General features: G+C 60.8%; 16 protein-coding genes. 4 read left to right on the top strand and 12 right to left on the bottom strand.

Going from position 1 to position 16,810, the window contains the following annotated elements:
• Positions 1-7: 7 nt before the first annotated feature.
• On the top strand, positions 8-904 hold the full coding sequence (locus ACOYQJ_RS04050) for a phytanoyl-CoA dioxygenase family protein (RefSeq protein WP_422904722.1): 897 nt from the start codon (positions 8-10) through the stop codon (positions 902-904).
• Between the two features lie 93 nt (positions 905-997).
• On the opposite strand, the gene ACOYQJ_RS04045 is transcribed toward ACOYQJ_RS04050, so the two are convergent.
• Together ACOYQJ_RS04045 and ACOYQJ_RS04040 are read right to left on the bottom strand one after the other, a co-directional pair.
• A complete protein-coding gene (locus tag ACOYQJ_RS04045; RefSeq protein ID WP_422904721.1) occupies positions 998-1,693 on the bottom strand; it encodes an RraA family protein in 696 nt (231 codons plus the stop codon).
• Between the two features lies 1 nt (position 1,694).
• Positions 1,695-2,183: a hypothetical protein gene (locus ACOYQJ_RS04040; protein WP_422904720.1), complete on the bottom strand. Its 489-nt coding sequence runs from the start codon at positions 2,181-2,183 to the stop codon at positions 1,695-1,697.
• A gap of 113 nt (positions 2,184-2,296) precedes the next feature.
• Here ACOYQJ_RS04040 and ACOYQJ_RS04035 point away from each other — a divergent pair, with 113 nt between their 5' ends.
• Positions 2,297-4,078: an IlvD/Edd family dehydratase gene (locus tag ACOYQJ_RS04035; protein WP_422904719.1), complete on the top strand. Its 1,782-nt coding sequence runs from the start codon at positions 2,297-2,299 to the stop codon at positions 4,076-4,078.
• Positions 4,079-4,189: 111 nt separating this feature from the next.
• The gene (locus tag ACOYQJ_RS04030) at positions 4,190-4,927 is read left to right on the top strand and encodes an SDR family oxidoreductase (protein ID WP_422904718.1); all 738 of its coding nucleotides are present in this window, start codon (positions 4,190-4,192) and stop codon (positions 4,925-4,927) included.
• Between the two features lie 78 nt (positions 4,928-5,005).
• On the opposite strand, the gene ACOYQJ_RS04025 is transcribed toward ACOYQJ_RS04030, so the two are convergent.
• The 10 genes from ACOYQJ_RS04025 to ACOYQJ_RS03980 all read right to left on the bottom strand — a co-directional run bounded on the left by ACOYQJ_RS04025 (position 5,006) and on the right by ACOYQJ_RS03980 (position 15,875).
• Positions 5,006-5,917, bottom strand: a complete 912-nt coding sequence (locus tag ACOYQJ_RS04025) for a DMT family transporter (RefSeq protein WP_422904717.1) — start codon at positions 5,915-5,917, stop codon at positions 5,006-5,008.
• A gap of 48 nt (positions 5,918-5,965) precedes the next feature.
• Positions 5,966-6,688, bottom strand: a complete 723-nt coding sequence (locus ACOYQJ_RS04020; protein ID WP_422904716.1) for an SDR family oxidoreductase — start codon at positions 6,686-6,688, stop codon at positions 5,966-5,968.
• Entirely contained in the window at positions 6,685-7,575 is an 891-nt protein-coding gene (locus tag ACOYQJ_RS04015; RefSeq protein ID WP_422904715.1) for an NAD(P)-dependent oxidoreductase, read from the bottom strand. Before ACOYQJ_RS04015 ends, ACOYQJ_RS04020 begins: the two co-directional genes overlap by 4 nt.
• A gap of 1 nt (position 7,576) precedes the next feature.
• Positions 7,577-8,638, bottom strand: coding sequence for a Gfo/Idh/MocA family protein (locus ACOYQJ_RS04010; RefSeq protein WP_422904714.1), 1,062 nt, complete (start codon positions 8,636-8,638; stop codon positions 7,577-7,579).
• Entirely contained in the window at positions 8,638-10,128 is a 1,491-nt protein-coding gene (locus ACOYQJ_RS04005) for a UxaA family hydrolase (protein WP_422904713.1), read from the bottom strand. Before ACOYQJ_RS04005 ends, ACOYQJ_RS04010 begins: the two co-directional genes overlap by 1 nt.
• Before the next feature lie 56 nt (positions 10,129-10,184).
• Positions 10,185-11,135, bottom strand: coding sequence for a phytanoyl-CoA dioxygenase family protein (locus ACOYQJ_RS04000; protein ID WP_422904712.1), 951 nt, complete (start codon positions 11,133-11,135; stop codon positions 10,185-10,187).
• The gene (locus tag ACOYQJ_RS03995) at positions 11,132-12,217 is read right to left on the bottom strand and encodes a mandelate racemase/muconate lactonizing enzyme family protein (protein ID WP_422904711.1); all 1,086 of its coding nucleotides are present in this window, start codon (positions 12,215-12,217) and stop codon (positions 11,132-11,134) included. Before ACOYQJ_RS03995 ends, ACOYQJ_RS04000 begins: the two co-directional genes overlap by 4 nt.
• Before the next feature lie 123 nt (positions 12,218-12,340).
• Entirely contained in the window at positions 12,341-13,936 is a 1,596-nt protein-coding gene (locus ACOYQJ_RS03990; RefSeq protein WP_422904710.1) for a TRAP transporter large permease, read from the bottom strand.
• Positions 13,936-14,748, bottom strand: coding sequence for a TRAP transporter small permease subunit (locus tag ACOYQJ_RS03985; protein WP_422904709.1), 813 nt, complete (start codon positions 14,746-14,748; stop codon positions 13,936-13,938). The genes ACOYQJ_RS03990 and ACOYQJ_RS03985 overlap by 1 nt, the downstream gene beginning before the upstream one ends.
• Before the next feature lie 104 nt (positions 14,749-14,852).
• Positions 14,853-15,875: a TRAP transporter substrate-binding protein gene (locus ACOYQJ_RS03980; protein ID WP_422904708.1), complete on the bottom strand. Its 1,023-nt coding sequence runs from the start codon at positions 15,873-15,875 to the stop codon at positions 14,853-14,855.
• Between the two features lie 228 nt (positions 15,876-16,103).
• Between ACOYQJ_RS03980 and ACOYQJ_RS03975 the strand changes: the two genes are divergently transcribed.
• The gene (locus ACOYQJ_RS03975) at positions 16,104-16,790 is read left to right on the top strand and encodes a GntR family transcriptional regulator (protein WP_422904707.1); all 687 of its coding nucleotides are present in this window, start codon (positions 16,104-16,106) and stop codon (positions 16,788-16,790) included.
• Positions 16,791-16,810 lie beyond the last annotated feature (20 nt).

Below are 16,810 nucleotides of genomic sequence, written 5' to 3'. Positions count from 1 at the left end.
GTGTGCCATGTTGAGCCAGCAGCAAAAGGATTTCTACGAAACCAACGGCTATCTGATGGTCGAAGACGTTGTGACGCCCGATCAGTTGGCCCACCTGCAAGAGATCACCTATCGGCTGATCGACGCCTCGCGCACGGTCACCGACAGCGATGAGCGGTATGATCTGGACAAGGGCCACAGCCCAGACAATCCGCGCCTGACGCGGATCAAGCTGCCGCATAAGATCGATCCATATTTTTGGGATATCCTTGCGAAAAGCAAAGTCACCGAAGTGCTCACCGATCTTCTGGGGCCTGACACTTTCATCAACACCTCGAAGCTGAACACAAAGGCGCCCGGTGGCGGTGCGGCGGTCGAGTGGCATCAGGACTGGGCCTTTTACCCGGCCACAAATGACAGCTTGCTGGCCTTTGGTTTGAACCTCGAAGATGTGGACGAAGCCAATGGGCCGCTCATGGTCATTCCCGGAACCCACAAGGGGCCGGTGCTGAGCCATCACAACGACGGCGTGTTCTGCGGGGCGATCGATCCGCAAGATCCGCTGTTCGAGATGGACAAGGCGGTGACGCTGACCGGCAAGGCGGGCAGCATGACGGTGCACCATGTGCGCACCCTGCATGGCTCGGCGCCCAATGTGTCCGACCGGGCGCGGCTGATCCTGTTCTATGAATGCGCCGCGGCGGATGCATGGCCGCTGCTTGGGGCCTCAAGCTATATCCATTCGCTGGGGCAGCGTGGGTTCTGGGCGGATTTGCAGGACCGGATGATCACCGGCGCCCCCTGTATCGAACCGCGGCTGGAGCAGGTTCCGGTGCGCATGCCTTTGCCGCCCGCCAAGGACAACACCTCGATCTTCAAGACACAGGAAAGCGGTGGCGCGAAAAGCGCCTTTGCCAAGATGTGACAGGCGGGGGGGCGTTGTATGGGGGCTCTGCCCCCGCCGCTGACGCGGCCCCCCGAGGTATTTTCGGCCCAAAGAAACCCTTGGCGGTGTGCTTTAGCTGCGGGAGACTGCTTTGCCCTCGGCAATCATCGCGTCAAGGTCCAGCGGCGTGCGGAAGCCGCTGGCAACCTTGGCTTCCAGCTCGACCTCCAGCTGTTTGACGGTTTCGAGTTTGCTGATCACCTCGTCCATGCGCGCGAAGGGGACAATTACAACGCCGTTACGGTCTGCGATGACCATGTCGCCAGTGGCCACAACGCGCCCGCCGATCATCGCTGCGCCGCCGACTGTTGCAGGGCCTTTGGCATAGGGTGAGGCCGGATTCAGCCCGGTGCACCACGCGGGCAGGCCGACCTGAAGGATACCTTCGATGTCGCGCATCGGCCCGTCAGTGACAAAGCCTGCGACGCCCGCGTTCTTCATCATGCCAAGGATCTGATCGCCGCAGGCGGAACAGCCCTGATGCCCTTCGACCGCGGCCAGCAGCATATCGCCGGGCTGGGCAAGGCTGACGGCGGCCATGGTGGCCAGGATCTCGGCCGGACCGTTTTCGGCGACCAGGGCTGGGCCGGCAGCGTGCCAATCCCCGAGGCCACCGTCGACCGGGCTGATCGCGGTGGTCAGCGCGCCTGTCCCGTCCATGGCGTCACAGACAAAACCGGTGGGAATGCCCTGAAAGGCGGCGATCTGCGCGGCGCTGGGGCGCGGGCGATCCTTGACGATGGTCAGGATGGCGGGGTCTTCGATCATCTCACTTCTCCTCGAGCGGCATGTCAGCCGAGCGCCAGACAAGGCGCAGATAGGCCAGCCCCGAGGCGCTGGCCTCGCAACGGGCTTTCTGGCGTTGGATTTCTTCGTTTGTGGCCTCACCGACGCGGGACAGCTCTTCCATGCGGTCGCATTGGGTGAGGTTGGCCAGAAGGTCGTATTTCACTTCGATCCCGGCAATGGCGGCCACGTTTTCGGGGGCCGACGCACTGATCAGTTGCATGCGGTCGCGAATGCCTGTTCCCCAGACCTCGCGCGCCTTCGTGTAGCAAAGCGCGGCGACCATGTGGCTGTCCGAGGTTTCGGCCTGACAATCCGCCTGGGCGGCGTCAATGCAGGCGGTGGGCACTTGCCCGTCGCTGCGGGCTTGTTCGATGCAGGCGTCGACTGTGGCCAGATCGACCTCGGCCAAGGCGGGCAGGGCACTGGAGTATATCACTGCCAAAACCCCCGCAAAAGCGACTCGTCTCATCCCATCCTCCCCTAAGCGATGTGAGTATCTCTTGCATTTGGTATACCAAATTGAAATGCTGCTGCAAGCAGCCGAAAGATGTGGGAATCGCACTCGGCCAAAGGGAGGACGTCATGTCAGACACACGCGCACACAAGCGGTTCCGCTCGCAAGAGTGGTTCGACAACCCGAACAACCCAGGTATGACCGCGCTTTATGTTGAGCGATACCAGAACCAGGAATATACCCGCGAGGAACTGCAAGGCGGGCGCCCGGTGATCGGCATCGCCAATACGGGCAGCGACATTGCCCCTTGTAACAAGATCCACGTCTTCCTGATGGACCGGATCAAGGCGGGCATTCGCGAGGCGGGCGGCGTTCCGATGGAATTCCCGGTGCATCCGATCCAGGAGACCGGCAAGCGCCCGACCGCTGCGCTGGATCGCAACCTTGCCTATCTGGGCCTTGTCGAAGTGCTGCACGGCTATCCGATTGACGGCGTGGTGCTGACCACGGGCTGTGACAAGACCACGCCAGCGATGCTGATGGGCGCGGCCACAGCGGATTTGCCTGCCATCGCGCTGAACGGCGGTCCGATGCTGGACGGCTGGTGGAAGGGCAAGCGGGCAGGCTCGGGGACCATCGTCTGGGAAAGCCGCCGCCTGCTGGCTGAAGGCAAGATCGACTACGAAGAATTCATGAGCCGGGTCTGTTCCTCGGCGCCCTCGCTTGGGCATTGCAACTCGATGGGGACGGCGAGCACGATGAACGCCATGGCGGAAGCGCTGGGCATGTCGCTGACCGGCAACAGCGCAATCCCAGCGCCTTTCCGCGAACGTATGGCCATGGCCTATGACACCGGCAAACGCATCGTGCAGATGGTTCTGGACGATCTGAAACCCTCGGACATTCTGACACGCGAAGCCTTTGAGAACGCGATTGTCGTGAACGCCGCCATTGGCGGCAGCACCAACGCGCCGCCGCATCTTCAGGCGATTGCCCGTCATGCGGGCGTCGATCTGGACGTGAAAGACTGGGAGACGGTGGGTTTCGACGTGCCGCTGCTGCTCAACATGCAGCCTGCGGGCGAATATCTGGGCGAAAGCTTTTTCCGTGCTGGTGGCGTACCCGCAATCATGGGCGAGCTGATGAAGGCCGGGCGCATCAACACCGGCGCCATGACCGCCACGGGCAACAGCATGGGTGCGAACCTTGCGGGCTGCCAAAGCGTCGATCTGGACGTGATCAAGACCTACGCCGAGCCAATGCGTCAGAACGCGGGCTTCAAGGTCTTGTCGGGCAATCTGTTCGACAGCGCCCTGATGAAGACCAGCGTCATCTCTGAGGACTTTCAGAAACGGTTCCTGTCAGAGCCGGGCAACGAGGGTGTCTACGAGGCGCGTGCCATCGTCTTTGAAGGGCCCGAGGATTATCACGATCGGATCAATGATCCGGCTTTGAACATTGACGAACATTGCATCCTGTTTATCCGCAATGTTGGTTGCGTCGGCTATCCCGGCAGCGCCGAGGTTGTGAACATGCAGCCACCCGACGCGCTGATCAAGGCGGGGATCAACCATCTGCCCACGGTTGGCGATGGTCGGCAGTCGGGCACATCGGAAAGCCCCTCGATCCTCAACGCCTCACCCGAGTCGGTTGTGGGCGGCGGTCTGGCCTATTTGAAAACCGGTGACATGGTGCGGTTGGATCTGAACGCCAGCCGCATGGATGCGCTGGTCGATGAGGCGGAATGGCAGGCCCGGATCGACGCCTGGGAGGCGCCGGAAATCCACAACCAGACGCCTTGGCAAGAGATCTATCGCAAGCACGTTGGCCAATTGGCCGATGGCGGTTGTCTTGAACTGGCAACTGCCTATCAGAAAGTTGCGCGCGATCTGCCGAGGGACAATCACTAGACCCGAGCGAGGGGGAGATTTTACTGCGGGAACTGTGAATGCGGGCGCCGCCCCGTCGCAGACTCGTCTCGCTCAAGATAATTCTGGCCCACAGAAACAGGGAGAGGTTTCATGGCGCAAACAATCATCATCACCGGCGGCGGGCAGGGCATCGGCAAGGCCTGCACGCTGGCCTTCGTAGAGGCAGGCTGGAAGGTCGGCGTCGTGGGGCGCCGGGCGGAGCCATTGGAGGCGCTGGCCTCCGAACATGAAGGCGTCTTGGCATTGCCCTGCGATGTGTCCGACGAGGCCAGCGTCGATGCCGCCTTTGCCAAGGCGGTTGCGGCTTGGGGGCATCTCGACTGCCTGTTCAACAATGCCGGGATCTCCGTCATGGGCGGAACCATCGACGAAACCAGCGTGGATGATTTCCGCCGGGCCATCGACATCAACCTGACCGGATCGTTCATCTGCGCACGCGCGGCTTTTGCCCGGATGCGCGCACAGGACCCGCAGGGTGGGCGGATCATCAACAACGGCTCGGTCAGCGCCTATGTGCCGCGCTGGGGCTCTGCGCCCTATACGGCGTCGAAACATGCGGTGACTGGGCTGACACGCTCCATTTCGCTCGATGGGCGACCCTACAACATCGCCTGCGGGCAGATCGACATTGGCAACGCGCTGACCGACATGGCAGCCAAGATGACCAAGGGCGTGCCGCAGGCAGATGGCTCGATCGCGGTTGAGCCTGTCATGGATGTCTCGAACGTGGCGAAATCGGTGCTGCACATGGCGTCGCTGCCGCTTGAGGCTAACGTGCAGTTCATGACGGTGATGGCGACGGCGATGCCTTATATCGGCCGCGGCTGATCCAGAAATCGCTATTTTGAAATGAAAGGTCGGGCGAATTTGTCCGGCCTTTTGCGTTGGCGGGAGGCTTCGACTTGCTTAGCGCTCTGCCGGGACCGGGCGGCGCACCCTGCCGCGCACGGCGCGTTCGCGTTGCCATATATAAAGGCCCGAAGCGATGATGATCGCGCCGCCGCCCAGCGTCCAGATCGTCGGCCATGTTTCAAACAGCAAGATGCCTGCCACTGCTGCGAGGAAGATCTGAATATAGATCACCGGCGCAAGGATCGAGGCATCGGCCAGGCGGTGCGCGGTGGTCGCCGCGATATGCCCCGCAGCGCCAAATCCGCCAATCAAAAGAAAGGCGATCCAGTCCACGCCGGTGGGCCAGACCCAGTCTTGGAAGACAAACGGCACCAGCGCCGCCGCGGCCACGCCCGATGACCAGATTTGTTGCGTGGAATTGCCCTCGATCCCGGCCAACAGCCGGGTCATGATGAAATACATCGAGGCCATGCTGAGCGCGCCCAGCGACAGGAACATGGCGGGGTGAAAATCCACCCCCCATGGCCGCATGACCACCAGAACCCCGACAAAACCAAAGCAAACAGCGATGATCCGGCGCAAGCCAACCGTTTCGCCAAGAATGGGGATCGCCAATAGTGTGATGACGATGGGCCCCGCGAACATGATCGTCGTGGTCACCGTGATCGGCAGGTATTGCAGCGCAGTAAAGTTGAACACAGTGCTGCCAAGCAGGAAAAACGATCTGAGCAATTGTTTGACGGGCGCGTTTGAGCGGAACGCCTCACGCCCCTCTTGCGTGGCATAGAGCGCCACGGTGATGATGAAATGCCCGAAATAGCGGACAAAAACCACCTGAAGCGCGGGCAAGCCGCCAATGATCAGCCATTTGGCGGAACTGTCGATGCAGGTGAAGAACACCACGGCCAGCGCCATCAGCAACACGCCAGCGGCGGTCCGGTCCTCTCGGGGAATGGCTTTCGACATTGTTTATCCGGTCCTGTGAGGCGGGTTCATGCCCCGCCAAGCCTTGCGTCAGCCGTTCGCCCAGCCGCCATCGACGATATGGGCCTGTCCAGTGGTAAAGCCGCTTTCGTCCGAGCCAAGGTAGATCGCCAGATAGGCGATTTCTTCGGGCGTGCCGACGCGGCCCATGGGTTGGCGGGCGACAAAGGCTTTTTGGGCCGCCTCATAGTCCCCCATGGCGCGCAACCGATCGTGCAGCGACGGGCTGTCCACAGTGCCGGGGCAGATGCAGTTCACGCGGATGCCTTGGGTGACAAAGTCCTTGGCGACGGATTTGGTCAGCCCGATCACCGCTGCCTTGGAGGTGCCATAGATGCAGCGGCTCGGGGCGGCCAGAATGCTGCCCGCAACCGAGGCGATATTGACGATGGCTCCGCCGCCGCGCTCGATCATGCCGGGCAGGGCGGCCCGCATCGAATGGAACTGCGAGCGCACGTTAAGTTCCATCGCAAAGGTGAAATCGTCGTCCGTCGCCTCGAGGATATTGCCGCCATGCACGTAGCCTGCGCAATTCACCAGAATGTCGGGCGCGGCGTCTTGCACGGCCTTGGTGAGGGCAGCCTTGTCGGTCACGTCCAGCGCAAAGGTTTCGCAGGGCAGCCCCTCCAGCAGATCGCCGTTCAGATCGGTGGCCACGACACTGGCACCTTCGCGGATGTACCCTTCGGCAATCGCCCGTCCAATACCCTGGCCTGCAGCGGTGATAAAAGCGCGTTTTCCTGCTAGTCTCATGTTTTCTTTCCCAAGTTTGCGACCATCCAGTCGACCATTTCCGGCACCATGATGTCGCCGGCGCCGCCATCGCGGGCCTCGCGCAGCGTGGCGTCGGCGGCGGTGGACATACGTGACTGCTTGCCCAGATCCGCCGCCATCTGGCGGTAATAGCCTACATCTTTGGCGCCGTTTGCGACGGAAAAGGCAAGGTCGATTTTCCCGTCAACCGCGTAGTTGCGCACGAATTCCATCATGCCCGAGTGGTTCGGCCCGGCCGCCATAACGCCGTACAGATCGTCGCGTTCGATGCCCGCCGCATCGGCCATGGCAAAGGCTTCGGCCATGGCATTGGCGGTGGTCATGGCAAAAAAGTTGTTGATCAGCTTGATCGTGTGGCCATTGCCCAGCTTTCCAAGGTGAAACACGTTTTCGCCTAGCGTATCAAGCACGGGCTTTACCTTTTCATACGCCGCCTTGTCGCCCGCGCACATGATGTTGAGCAGACCGTCTTTGGCGTGGGCCGGGGTGCGACCCAGCGGCGCGTCCAGATAGATCGCACCTTTGGCCGCCAGATCGGCGCCGATTTTCAGCGTCGAGCCGGGCAGGGAGGTGCCAAAGTCGATCACGATCTGATCCGGTTTGACGCCTGCCAGCACGCCGTCCTCGCCATAGATGCGGCTTTCGACCTGATCGCTGGTGCCAACGCAAAGCATGACGATATCCGTCTGGGCGGCCAGTTCCTGCGCAGTCGCGGCCTCTTTGCCGCCGCGGGCCAGCGCCTCTTCGACACCGCTGCGGTCGCGGTTGCCCAGAACAGTGACGGGGTGTCCGGCCTTTTGCAGGCACTCCACCATGGCGCGACCCATCAGGCCCAGACCGATGAAACCGATATGTTCTTTGCTCATCTCATACTCCTTTGTAGTCGCCGGGAACCTCGCCCGCTTTGACGGGGTGTCCCTGATGCCCCGAAAGGGCGGCGGCCAGCGTCATTTCCATGGCTTTGATCCCGTCCGTGCCGGTGCACAGAACATCGTCTTGCCCGCCCGCAACCACGGCGGCAAAGCGGTCGATCTGGGCCAGCAGCGGATCGATCCGGTCAAAGTGCTGGCCTTCGAAGCGCTTCAGCGGTTTGGACCATTCGACTTCCCCCGGTGCGCTGCGACCCCAGCAGGTCAGCGACGGGAACGCCAGCGCGCCATGCGTGCCGACAAGGCGCAAATAATCCTCGCCTGATCCGGCGATGGCGGGGTTCTCGTAACTCGCCGCCTCGAAAGACCAGGGCGAAGCGCCTGCGTCGGAAATCAGGAAAGACCCCAGCGCCCCATTGGCAAAGCGAAAGGCGACACTTGCGGTATCTTCGATGACAAAGCCGCGCCGGGCCGAGGACAGCAGCGCGCTGGCCTCGGTCATTTCGCCGACGAAAAAGCGCAGCAGGTCGATCTCATGCGTGAGGTTGGTCAGCAGCGGCCCGGCACCGGGCGCACGGCGCCAGTCGACGTCGTAATATGTGTCGTGTTTGCGCAGGGACCACAGGCCCTGCACGCCCACCAGATCTCCGATTTCCGCCAGCGCATCGCGCGCTGCGACGGAAAAGGGGTGGCAGCGGCGGTGGTGGCCGGTGAACAGGGGCAGGCCCTTGGCCTCGGCCTCGGCCACGATCTCTTGGGCTTCGTCCAGTGTGGCTCCGGTGGGCTTTTCGACGATCACTGCCCAGCCGCGCAACAGGCAGGCGAGGGCACTTGGGTGATGGTCCTGCGTCGGAGTGGCAATGATCGCGGCGCGGGTGTCTGCAGGGACGTCGTCCAGCGAGGCGACCATCGGCAGGCCCTGTTGCGCCAGCTTTTCACGCAGGGGGGCATGGGGTTCGACAACCGCGGTCAGGTGGATATGCTCAGACAGCCCGGCAACCTCGATGTGGCGTTGACCAATCGAGCCGGCGCCGATCACGCATAAGGGAAGCGCTGCCATTACATCACGGCCCCGATTTGCCATGGAACAAATTCATAATCCCCAAGGCCTTGCGCTTCGGATTTCGACTTTTCCCCGCTCGCCATGCGCAGCCACATCTCGTAAATCTCGCGGCCGACGTCCTCCAGTGATTTGCCATCGCTCAGCATGGTGCCAGCGTTGATGTCCATGTCCTCGGTCATGCGGTTATACATCTCGGTGTTGGTGGCGACCTTCATCGAGGGGCTGGGCTTCGCCCCAAAGGCCGAGCCGCGCCCGGTGGTAAAGCAGACAAGGTTGCAACCGCTGGCGATCTGGCCAGTAACGCTGGCAGGGTCGTAGCCGGGGCTGTCCATGAAGGTGAAACCCTTGGCGGTGACCGGTTCAGCGTATTTGTAGACGCCGGTCAGCGGCGTGGTGCCGCCCTTGGCCGCCGCGCCGAGAGATTTTTCGAGGATGGTGGTCAAGCCGCCCTTCTTGTTGCCGGGGCTGGGGTTGTTGTCCATGCTGCCTTTGTTGCGGGCGGTGTAATCCTCCCACCACTTGATCAGGCCGATCAGCTTGTCGCCGGTGGCGCGGTCGACTGCGCGGGCGGTCAACAGGTGCTCGGCGCCGTAGATCTCGGGCGTTTCGGCCAGAACCCCGGTGCCGCCTTGGGCGACCAGCAGATCGCAGGCATAGCCGACGGCGGGGTTGGCGGTGATGCCCGACCACGCGTCCGAGCCGCCGCATTGCAGGGCGACCATAAGCTCTGAGGCAGGGCATTCTTCCCGCTCAGCCTGATTGACCAGCGGCAGCATTGCCTCGATCTTCTTGATGCCGAGTTCGATGGTTTTGCGCAGCCCGCCTACATCCTGAATGTTCATCGACTGGAACAGCGGGCCGGGAATCAGACCATAGGCCTCGATCAGCCAGTCGATCTGGTTCATCTCGCAGCCCAGACCGGCCATCAGAACTGCCCCAACGTTGGGGTTTTTCGCATAGCCCCACATCACGCGCTGAAGCGCCTCAAAACCATCGCCTGACCCCGCCATGCCGCAGCCGGTGCCATGCACAAAGGCCACCACACCATCGACATTGGGATATTGGCTGAGCTTTTCTTCGGTGAAGTGGTTCGCGATCATCCGCGCGGCGGTGGCCGAGCAGTTCACGCTTGTCAGCACGGCGATGTAATTGCGCGTACCGACGCGGCCCGTGGCACGGCGGTAGCCCATGAAGGTATCTTGCTTGGCAGCAGGGGCGACGGGGCGCAGGTTGGTGCCAAACTCATACTCGGTATCGACATTGCGGAATTCGAGGTTGTGAGTGTGCACATGGGCACCCTTGGCGATGTCCTGGGCAGCATAGCCGATGACCTGCGCGTATTTGTAGACCGGAGCGCCTTTGGCGATGTCCTGCGTTGCCATCTTGTGGCCGCGCGGGATCAACTGAATGGCGCCATCTGCCCCGGTTTCCAGAGCGGTGATGGCGGTGACGACATTGTCGGCATCAGAAAGGCGAACGGTTTTCATACGAGGTCTCGCTAGGTTGAGGGAGAGACAATTTTACTGCGAAGAATCTATCGGTGTCAGGCGCAGGCCGGAGCGTCGCCTGTCCAGCGGTGGATCGGGATATAGGGCTCTGGCGCAAGTTTTCTGCGAGTCTCCAGCCACATTTGCTTCCATGCCTGCCAGTCGCGGAATTCGGTTTCAGGCGCGCTGCGCGACCGGGCGACAAAGTCGGGAAAATGCGCGCGGCCAGTGGGTTGACCGGTGACATTGTAACGGATGTCAAAGCTCCAGCGGAAAACGCCCGAGGTATTGTCCAGCGAGGCATGCGGCGTCAGCGGGTGAAAGATCACCGCGCCGCCCGCTTTCACCGGCAGCGGCACGGCCTTGGACAGATCAAGGATGCCATCGGCGATCGAGGTCTGTTTCTTCGGGCAATGCGGGTACATCTGCGGTTTGCCCGGGATCACCTGCAAGCAGCCGTTTTCCGGTGTTGCGTCGTTGATCGCCAGCCAGACGGTGATGATCTGCGTCGCGTCGCCTTCGGCATGGGCGACGGCGCGGTCCTGATGCCAGTCCGTCGCCATGATGTGGGCGGTGGTCTCATCTCCGCGCAGGGTGTTCGAGGGCGGCTTGAGCCGGACATGTTGAATAGGGTTAGAGGTGATTTCGGGGCCGATGAGATCCTCGACTAGATCCAGCAGCCTGGCGTTGGTGAGCATGTCAAACACCGCAGAGCCAAAGTGAAAGGGCGTATCGGCCTCGATCTTGCTGCCGGGCAGGGTGATGTCCATCGGCTGGAACCACTCGCATTTCGCTTGGTAGCCGGTCAGCAGCTTTTGGTAAAAATCCTGATCGCCGGGGGGCGGAACAAGGCCCTTGGCGTGCCAGTCGTCGTACATGCCGTCCAGCAGGTCAGTATACTCCGCCTTCACCGCCTCCAGCGTTGCGTTGTCCAGAACATCCTCGATCACGAGATAGCCCTTGGTTTCGAAAAATTCGATCTGGTCTTGCGAGAGTACAAGTGTCATGCGCGCAGCCTTTCCAGTTTGTCCCAGTCAAACACGATGCCATGGCCCGGGGTATCGGGCGCGATGGCCATGCCTTGCTGAATGTTCAAAGGTGTTTCGATGTAGTTTTCCAGCCCAAAGCCGTGCGCTTCCATAAAGGTGCGGTTGGGGCAGGCGGCCAGCAGGTGGACCGTCACGTCATGGGCTCCGTGGCTGGTGACAGGCAGGTGGTAGGCCTCGGCCAGATGGGCGATCTTCATGAAGGCGGTAATACCGCCGCAGTTGGTCACATCCGGTTCGGGAAAGGTTACGCCATTTTCGATGGCAGTGCGGAAATCCCAAAGCGAGCGCAGGTTTTCGCCCGAGGCAATCGGAATACCGCCTTCGGTGGCGATCCGGGCATGGCCCTGAGGATGGTCGGGCGGGATGGGCTCTTCGAACCAGACAAGGTCAAATTCGCGAAACGCCCGGGCCGCCCGGATCGCACCGTCGACGGTGAATTTCATGTTGGCGTCGGCCATCAGCGGCATGTCGGGGCCAAAGGCTTTGCGCAGGGCGTCGATCTTGGCGACATCTTCGGACAGGCGTTCGCGCCCGACTTTCATCTTGATTGCGCGGTGGCCCTTTTCGAAATTGCCGTGAGTTTGATCCACCAGTTCCTGCGGGCTCAGATCCAGATCAATACCGCCGGCATAGACCGGCACCTTCGGGTCATAACCGCCCAGCAGCCGGTAGAGTGGCAGGCTGGCGCGCCGCGCCTTGAGATCCCACAGCGCCATATCCAACGCGGACAGGGCCAGAACAGTCGGGCCGCCGCGTCCGCCATAGTGGAACCCCCACCACAGGTCGGTCCAGATCGCTTCGATCAGCGCAGGATCGCGGCCCATCACGCGCGGCGCCATTTCACGGCTCAGAATATCGGAAATCGCGCCGCCATTTTCGCCGCAGGTATAGGTATAGCCCACACCCGTCACGCCATCGCTGTCCGTGATGCGGCAGGTGATCACCTCGAACCCGGTCATGACGCCGTGCATCGAATCCTCAAGCGCACGGGGCAGGGGGATCAGATAATGGTCAGCCTGGATCTGGTTGATTTGGTACATTGAGGCCTCTTGCGCGATCACCGGGGGCGCGGCCCCCGTTGCCGCTGTGGCAGTCCCGGAGCATGAAAAAACTTTGTCGTAGGAACCGGGGCGGACAGAACGCCGCCCCGGTCGTGCCTCTGATCAGAGGAAGATCGTGATGATCGGCGGCCATATCAGCAGCACCGACAGCGCGAGCAACTGGATCGCGATGAAGGGCAGGAAGCCGCGGAAGATATCCGTAAGCGAGATATGCGGAGGTGCCACCGATTTCAGGTAGAAGGCGGCAGGGCCAAAGGGCGGTGACAGGAAGCTGACCTGCATGTTCATACAGAACACCACACCGTACCAGATCGGGATATAGCGCGCATCGATATGGCCAAGGTAGCCAATCTCTTCGGCTGGCAGTTTGACCACGATCGGCAGGAACACCGGCATGATCAACAGCACGATGCCAACCCAGTCCATGAACATCCCCATGATCAGGAAGATGAACATCATGACAAAGATCACGCCCATCGTTGGCATGTCTGCGCCCACGATCATGTTGGCCACGTAGGTCGGACCGCCTGCCAGCGTATAGGCCGCCGCCAGCGCCGCCGCACCGATGGTCACCCAGATGATGGTGCCGGTCGATTTCAGCGTCCGCATCAGGCTGTCCCAGACGATGTCAAAGGTCATCTCGCGACGGATGGCGCCGATGACGAAGACCGCCACAACGCCCATCCCGGCCGCTTCGGTGATGCCTGTGATGCCGCCATAGATCGAGCCAAGAACAACGCCGATCACCACGGTCGGGGCGATCAGGCCTTTGCCCATCACCCAGCCTTGGGCGGTGCGCTCTTTGCCGACCACAAAGAAAATGGTCACGGCAAACAGCACGAATATCCCGATCAGCCAGGGCAGATCAGACACCATCCCAAGAAAGATCGGATCGACACCTTCGGTCACCACGTTCTGCCCCAGAACCGTGAAGAACAGGTTCCGGAAGATCAGCACACCGACGATCCACATGCCAAAGCGCGACACGAAGCCAAGGAACATCAGGCCCTTTTCGCGCCCCTGGGGATCGTTCGGATCCTCGGGCGGCAGCGGAGCAAGGTCAGGGTTTATCCGGGTGCGTACATAGATGTAGATGATGAAGAACGAGGCCAGCATGAACCCGGGCAGGAAGGACGCGGTGAACAGCGCCTTGATCGAGGTTTCCGTGACAAGGCCATAGAAGATCAGAACGATCGAGGGCGGGATCATCGTCCCAAGGCTGCCCGAGGCGCAGATCGTGCCAATGGCAAGGTTCTGGTCATACTTCAGACGCAACATCTGGGGCAGGGCGATCAGGCCCAGCAGAACCACTTCGCCGCCGATGATGCCCGACATGGCGGCCATGATGACGGCCATGATCGAGGTCACGAAGGCGATGCCGCCGCGCACGCGGGACAGCCATTGGTTCAGCGAGGAATACATGTCCCGCGCAATGCCGGATCGTTCCAGCAGCGCGGCCATGAAGATGAACAATGGCACAGAGATCAGGACGTAGTTGGTCATCTGGCGATAGACCGCCTGTCCAAGCACGGACAATGGTCCCTGTCCGAAGGTCCGGAACAGGATGTCGACGTCGAACTTCAGGACCAGCGTGACCACCGCGAGGAAGGCCGAGGCAAAGCCCAGAGGCATCCCGATGGCGAGCAATGCGAACATGCCCAGCAACAGGATAAGTGAGAGTGTGCCGATATCGACCATTACTTTTTTTCCTCCAGGGTGCGGCGGATGTTTTCGATCTCGGTTTCGTCGATATCGTCAGCGGCAGAATGATGCTCGGGCTCTTTGTGCCAGTCTGCAATCAGGTTTGATATCGCCTGAACGGTCACCAATACGATGATGAACAAAATGGCGGGCTTCACAGTGCCCGGAATGGGTGGATCCCACGCGGTGCCAAAGGTTTCCATCCGCAGCATCCGGCGCAGAGCGTCGTTATAACCGCCCCAGACAAGGGCAAAGGTAAAGATGCAGATCAGGCCGACCGAAATACAGTCCGCCGTCTTTTGCATCCAACGCGGCATCAGGTCGTAGATGATATAGATGCGGATGTGACTGCGCTGCTGCATGGCGTATTGCCCGGCAAACAGGAAAAGGAAGGCCGCGATCCAAAGCGACAATTCGTTTGCCCAAAGCGTCGGCCTGGAAAAGACATAGCGCGAGACGACTTCGTAGAACATGACAAGCACGATCAGGGCGATTGAAATCATCGCAAGTCGCGACGTCACCAAAGACAGCGTGTCAAAGAACCCCTGAGGTTTCGACTCAATCACGCCCTTCGTGTCGGACAGATACAACGATGCAAACAGCAGCGTCGCAATGATTGAGATCAGCGACACCGTGACCAAAGGTCGGCCCGCCGGGCGGATCATCTCGTGCATGCCGATTGCTTCGTGATCGATTATCTTGTTGATCACGAGCCAGGCGTACAAAAGCGCTGTCAGTCCTGCGAAACCGATCATCGCCATCTTTACCGGTCGTCTGAGCGACCCTAACCATAGGCTGTTATCTTGCATTTTCAGCCTCCTCCCCCTGCCTTGCGGAGTTGAAAAAATGGCGAGCCCCTGAAGTAGGGGCCCGCCAGAAGCCAGTTTCTTGGCTTGTTATCAGGCCCGAAAGATCAGTTGCTGATCAGGCCAAGCTGCGAAAGGTATGTCTTGTGGCTTTCCAGCAGGGCGGCAGCTTCGGGCGAACGGGTGCCCCAGTCTTCCCATGCAACCTGAGCGGCCTTGCGGAACTCGGCGCGGTCCTCTGGCGACCATGCATAAAGCGTCACGCCCTCTGCTTGCAGTTTGGCGGCGGCTTCGGCATTGGCCTTTTCGTTCGACAGTGCGATCTGGAAGGACAGTTTCTGCCACGCGGTGTCGATGATGCGACGCTGCTTTTCGCTCAGGCCGTTCCAGACGTCCAGGTTACAGGCCAGGTGGTCCGACGGCATCGAGTGGAAGCCGGGGTAGGTGGCATGCTTGACGATGTCATACAGACCCAGGCCGACGTTGTTGGCCAGACCCGAAGCGTCAGCACCGTCGATGATGCCAGTTTCAAGCGCTGTGAAGATCTCGGTGAAGTCCATCACGATGGGCGATGCGCCCATACCTTCGAAGATCTCGGTTTCCATGCCCGGAGGCGAACGGAATTTCCAGCCCTTCAGGTCTTCGAAGCCGGCCAGCGGCTTGGAGGACGACAGCGATTCCTGACCATAGATGGACCAGCCGATCAGCTGCATGTTCTGGGCGTTGTACAGTTCCTGAGCGGCGTCATAGCCACCACCGTAGTACAACCAGGAGTACTGCTGCCAGGGCGTGTCATAGCCACCCATGATGTCGCCGACGAACTGGAAAGCCGGGTTCTTGCCGGTCTGGTAGGCACCGCCGGTGGCGTCGCAGTCCAGAATGCCGTTGATTGCGGCGTCAAAGGTTTCGGTCGTGGCAACCACGGACGAGCTGTAGAACATCTCGACGGCGATCTCGCCGCCGGACATGGTCTGCACGTCGTCGATCCACTGGGCCAGCATCTTGCCGGTGGGATGCTCGGTTGCATAGTGCGTCTGGATGCGCAGCGTTACGTCCTGAGCGAACGCGGCGGTGCCGGTCACTGCAACGGCTGCGACGGCCGCGGATTTCAAAAGAGTCTTGAGCTTCATGTTTTCCTCCCCATGGACAGCCTCCTCAAGCTGTCCGGATTTTCGATTTTGGCAGGGGGGCACCCCACCGGTTTCAGATGGTATACCATCTTGCCGGTCCACGCTAACCAAACCAATGTCGACAGGCAAGGATTTTTGGTATACCAAATTTTAGGTATGGGAGGCCGTCCTTTCGGGGGCGGGCGAACGCGGCGAAACCACGCAGAACAATAGTCAAAAGGCCGCCAAATGCCGGAAGAAACGTTACCGGAACAGATCGCGAATCAACTCCGCCGGGACATCCTACGCGGGAAACTCGCGCCCGGTGCACAAGTAAAAGAACGCGACAATGCCGCGGAAATGGGGGTCAGCCGGACGCCTATGCGCGAAGCGATTCGGATTCTCGCGAAGGAAGGGCTGGTGATTCTCCGCCCTGCGCGCAGCCCCGTCGTGGCGCAACCGACCCTTCGCGAAGTGGCGGACAACATCGAGGTGCTGACCGTTCTTGAAATGCTTTCGGGCGAATTGGCTTGCGAACGCGCGCTGGACGAGCAGATCGAGGAAATCGCCGAAATCCAGAACCGCATGGCGTCGCTCTATGACGATATCGACATGTTGGATGTGTTTGAGTTGGATATGGAGTTCCATCTGGCAATCGTCCGGGCCGCGAACAATCCGGTTTTGATCGAAACCCACCGATCCATTCTGGCCCGTCTCTGGCGCGCGCGTTATCTGTCGGCGACCCGCAAACGCTCGCGCGATCGGGTCTTGCGGCAGCACACGGATATCGTGGAAGGTCTGCAAGCGCGCGATCCCGAACGGGTCAAGCTGGCCTTGCACAGCCATCTGGAACATTTGCTGATCAACGTGCAGGAATATTTCCAGATTGGGCAGACCGAGCTGCCCCCGGAATCGCCACATGAACCCGCCGCCTGACAGCGGTATAACTGACAAGA

This window comes from Pacificoceanicola algae (assembly GCF_049341065.1).
Taxonomy (GTDB): Bacteria; Pseudomonadota; Alphaproteobacteria; order Rhodobacterales; family Rhodobacteraceae; genus Pacificoceanicola.
This window is presented reverse-complemented; position numbering and strand designations above follow the sequence as displayed.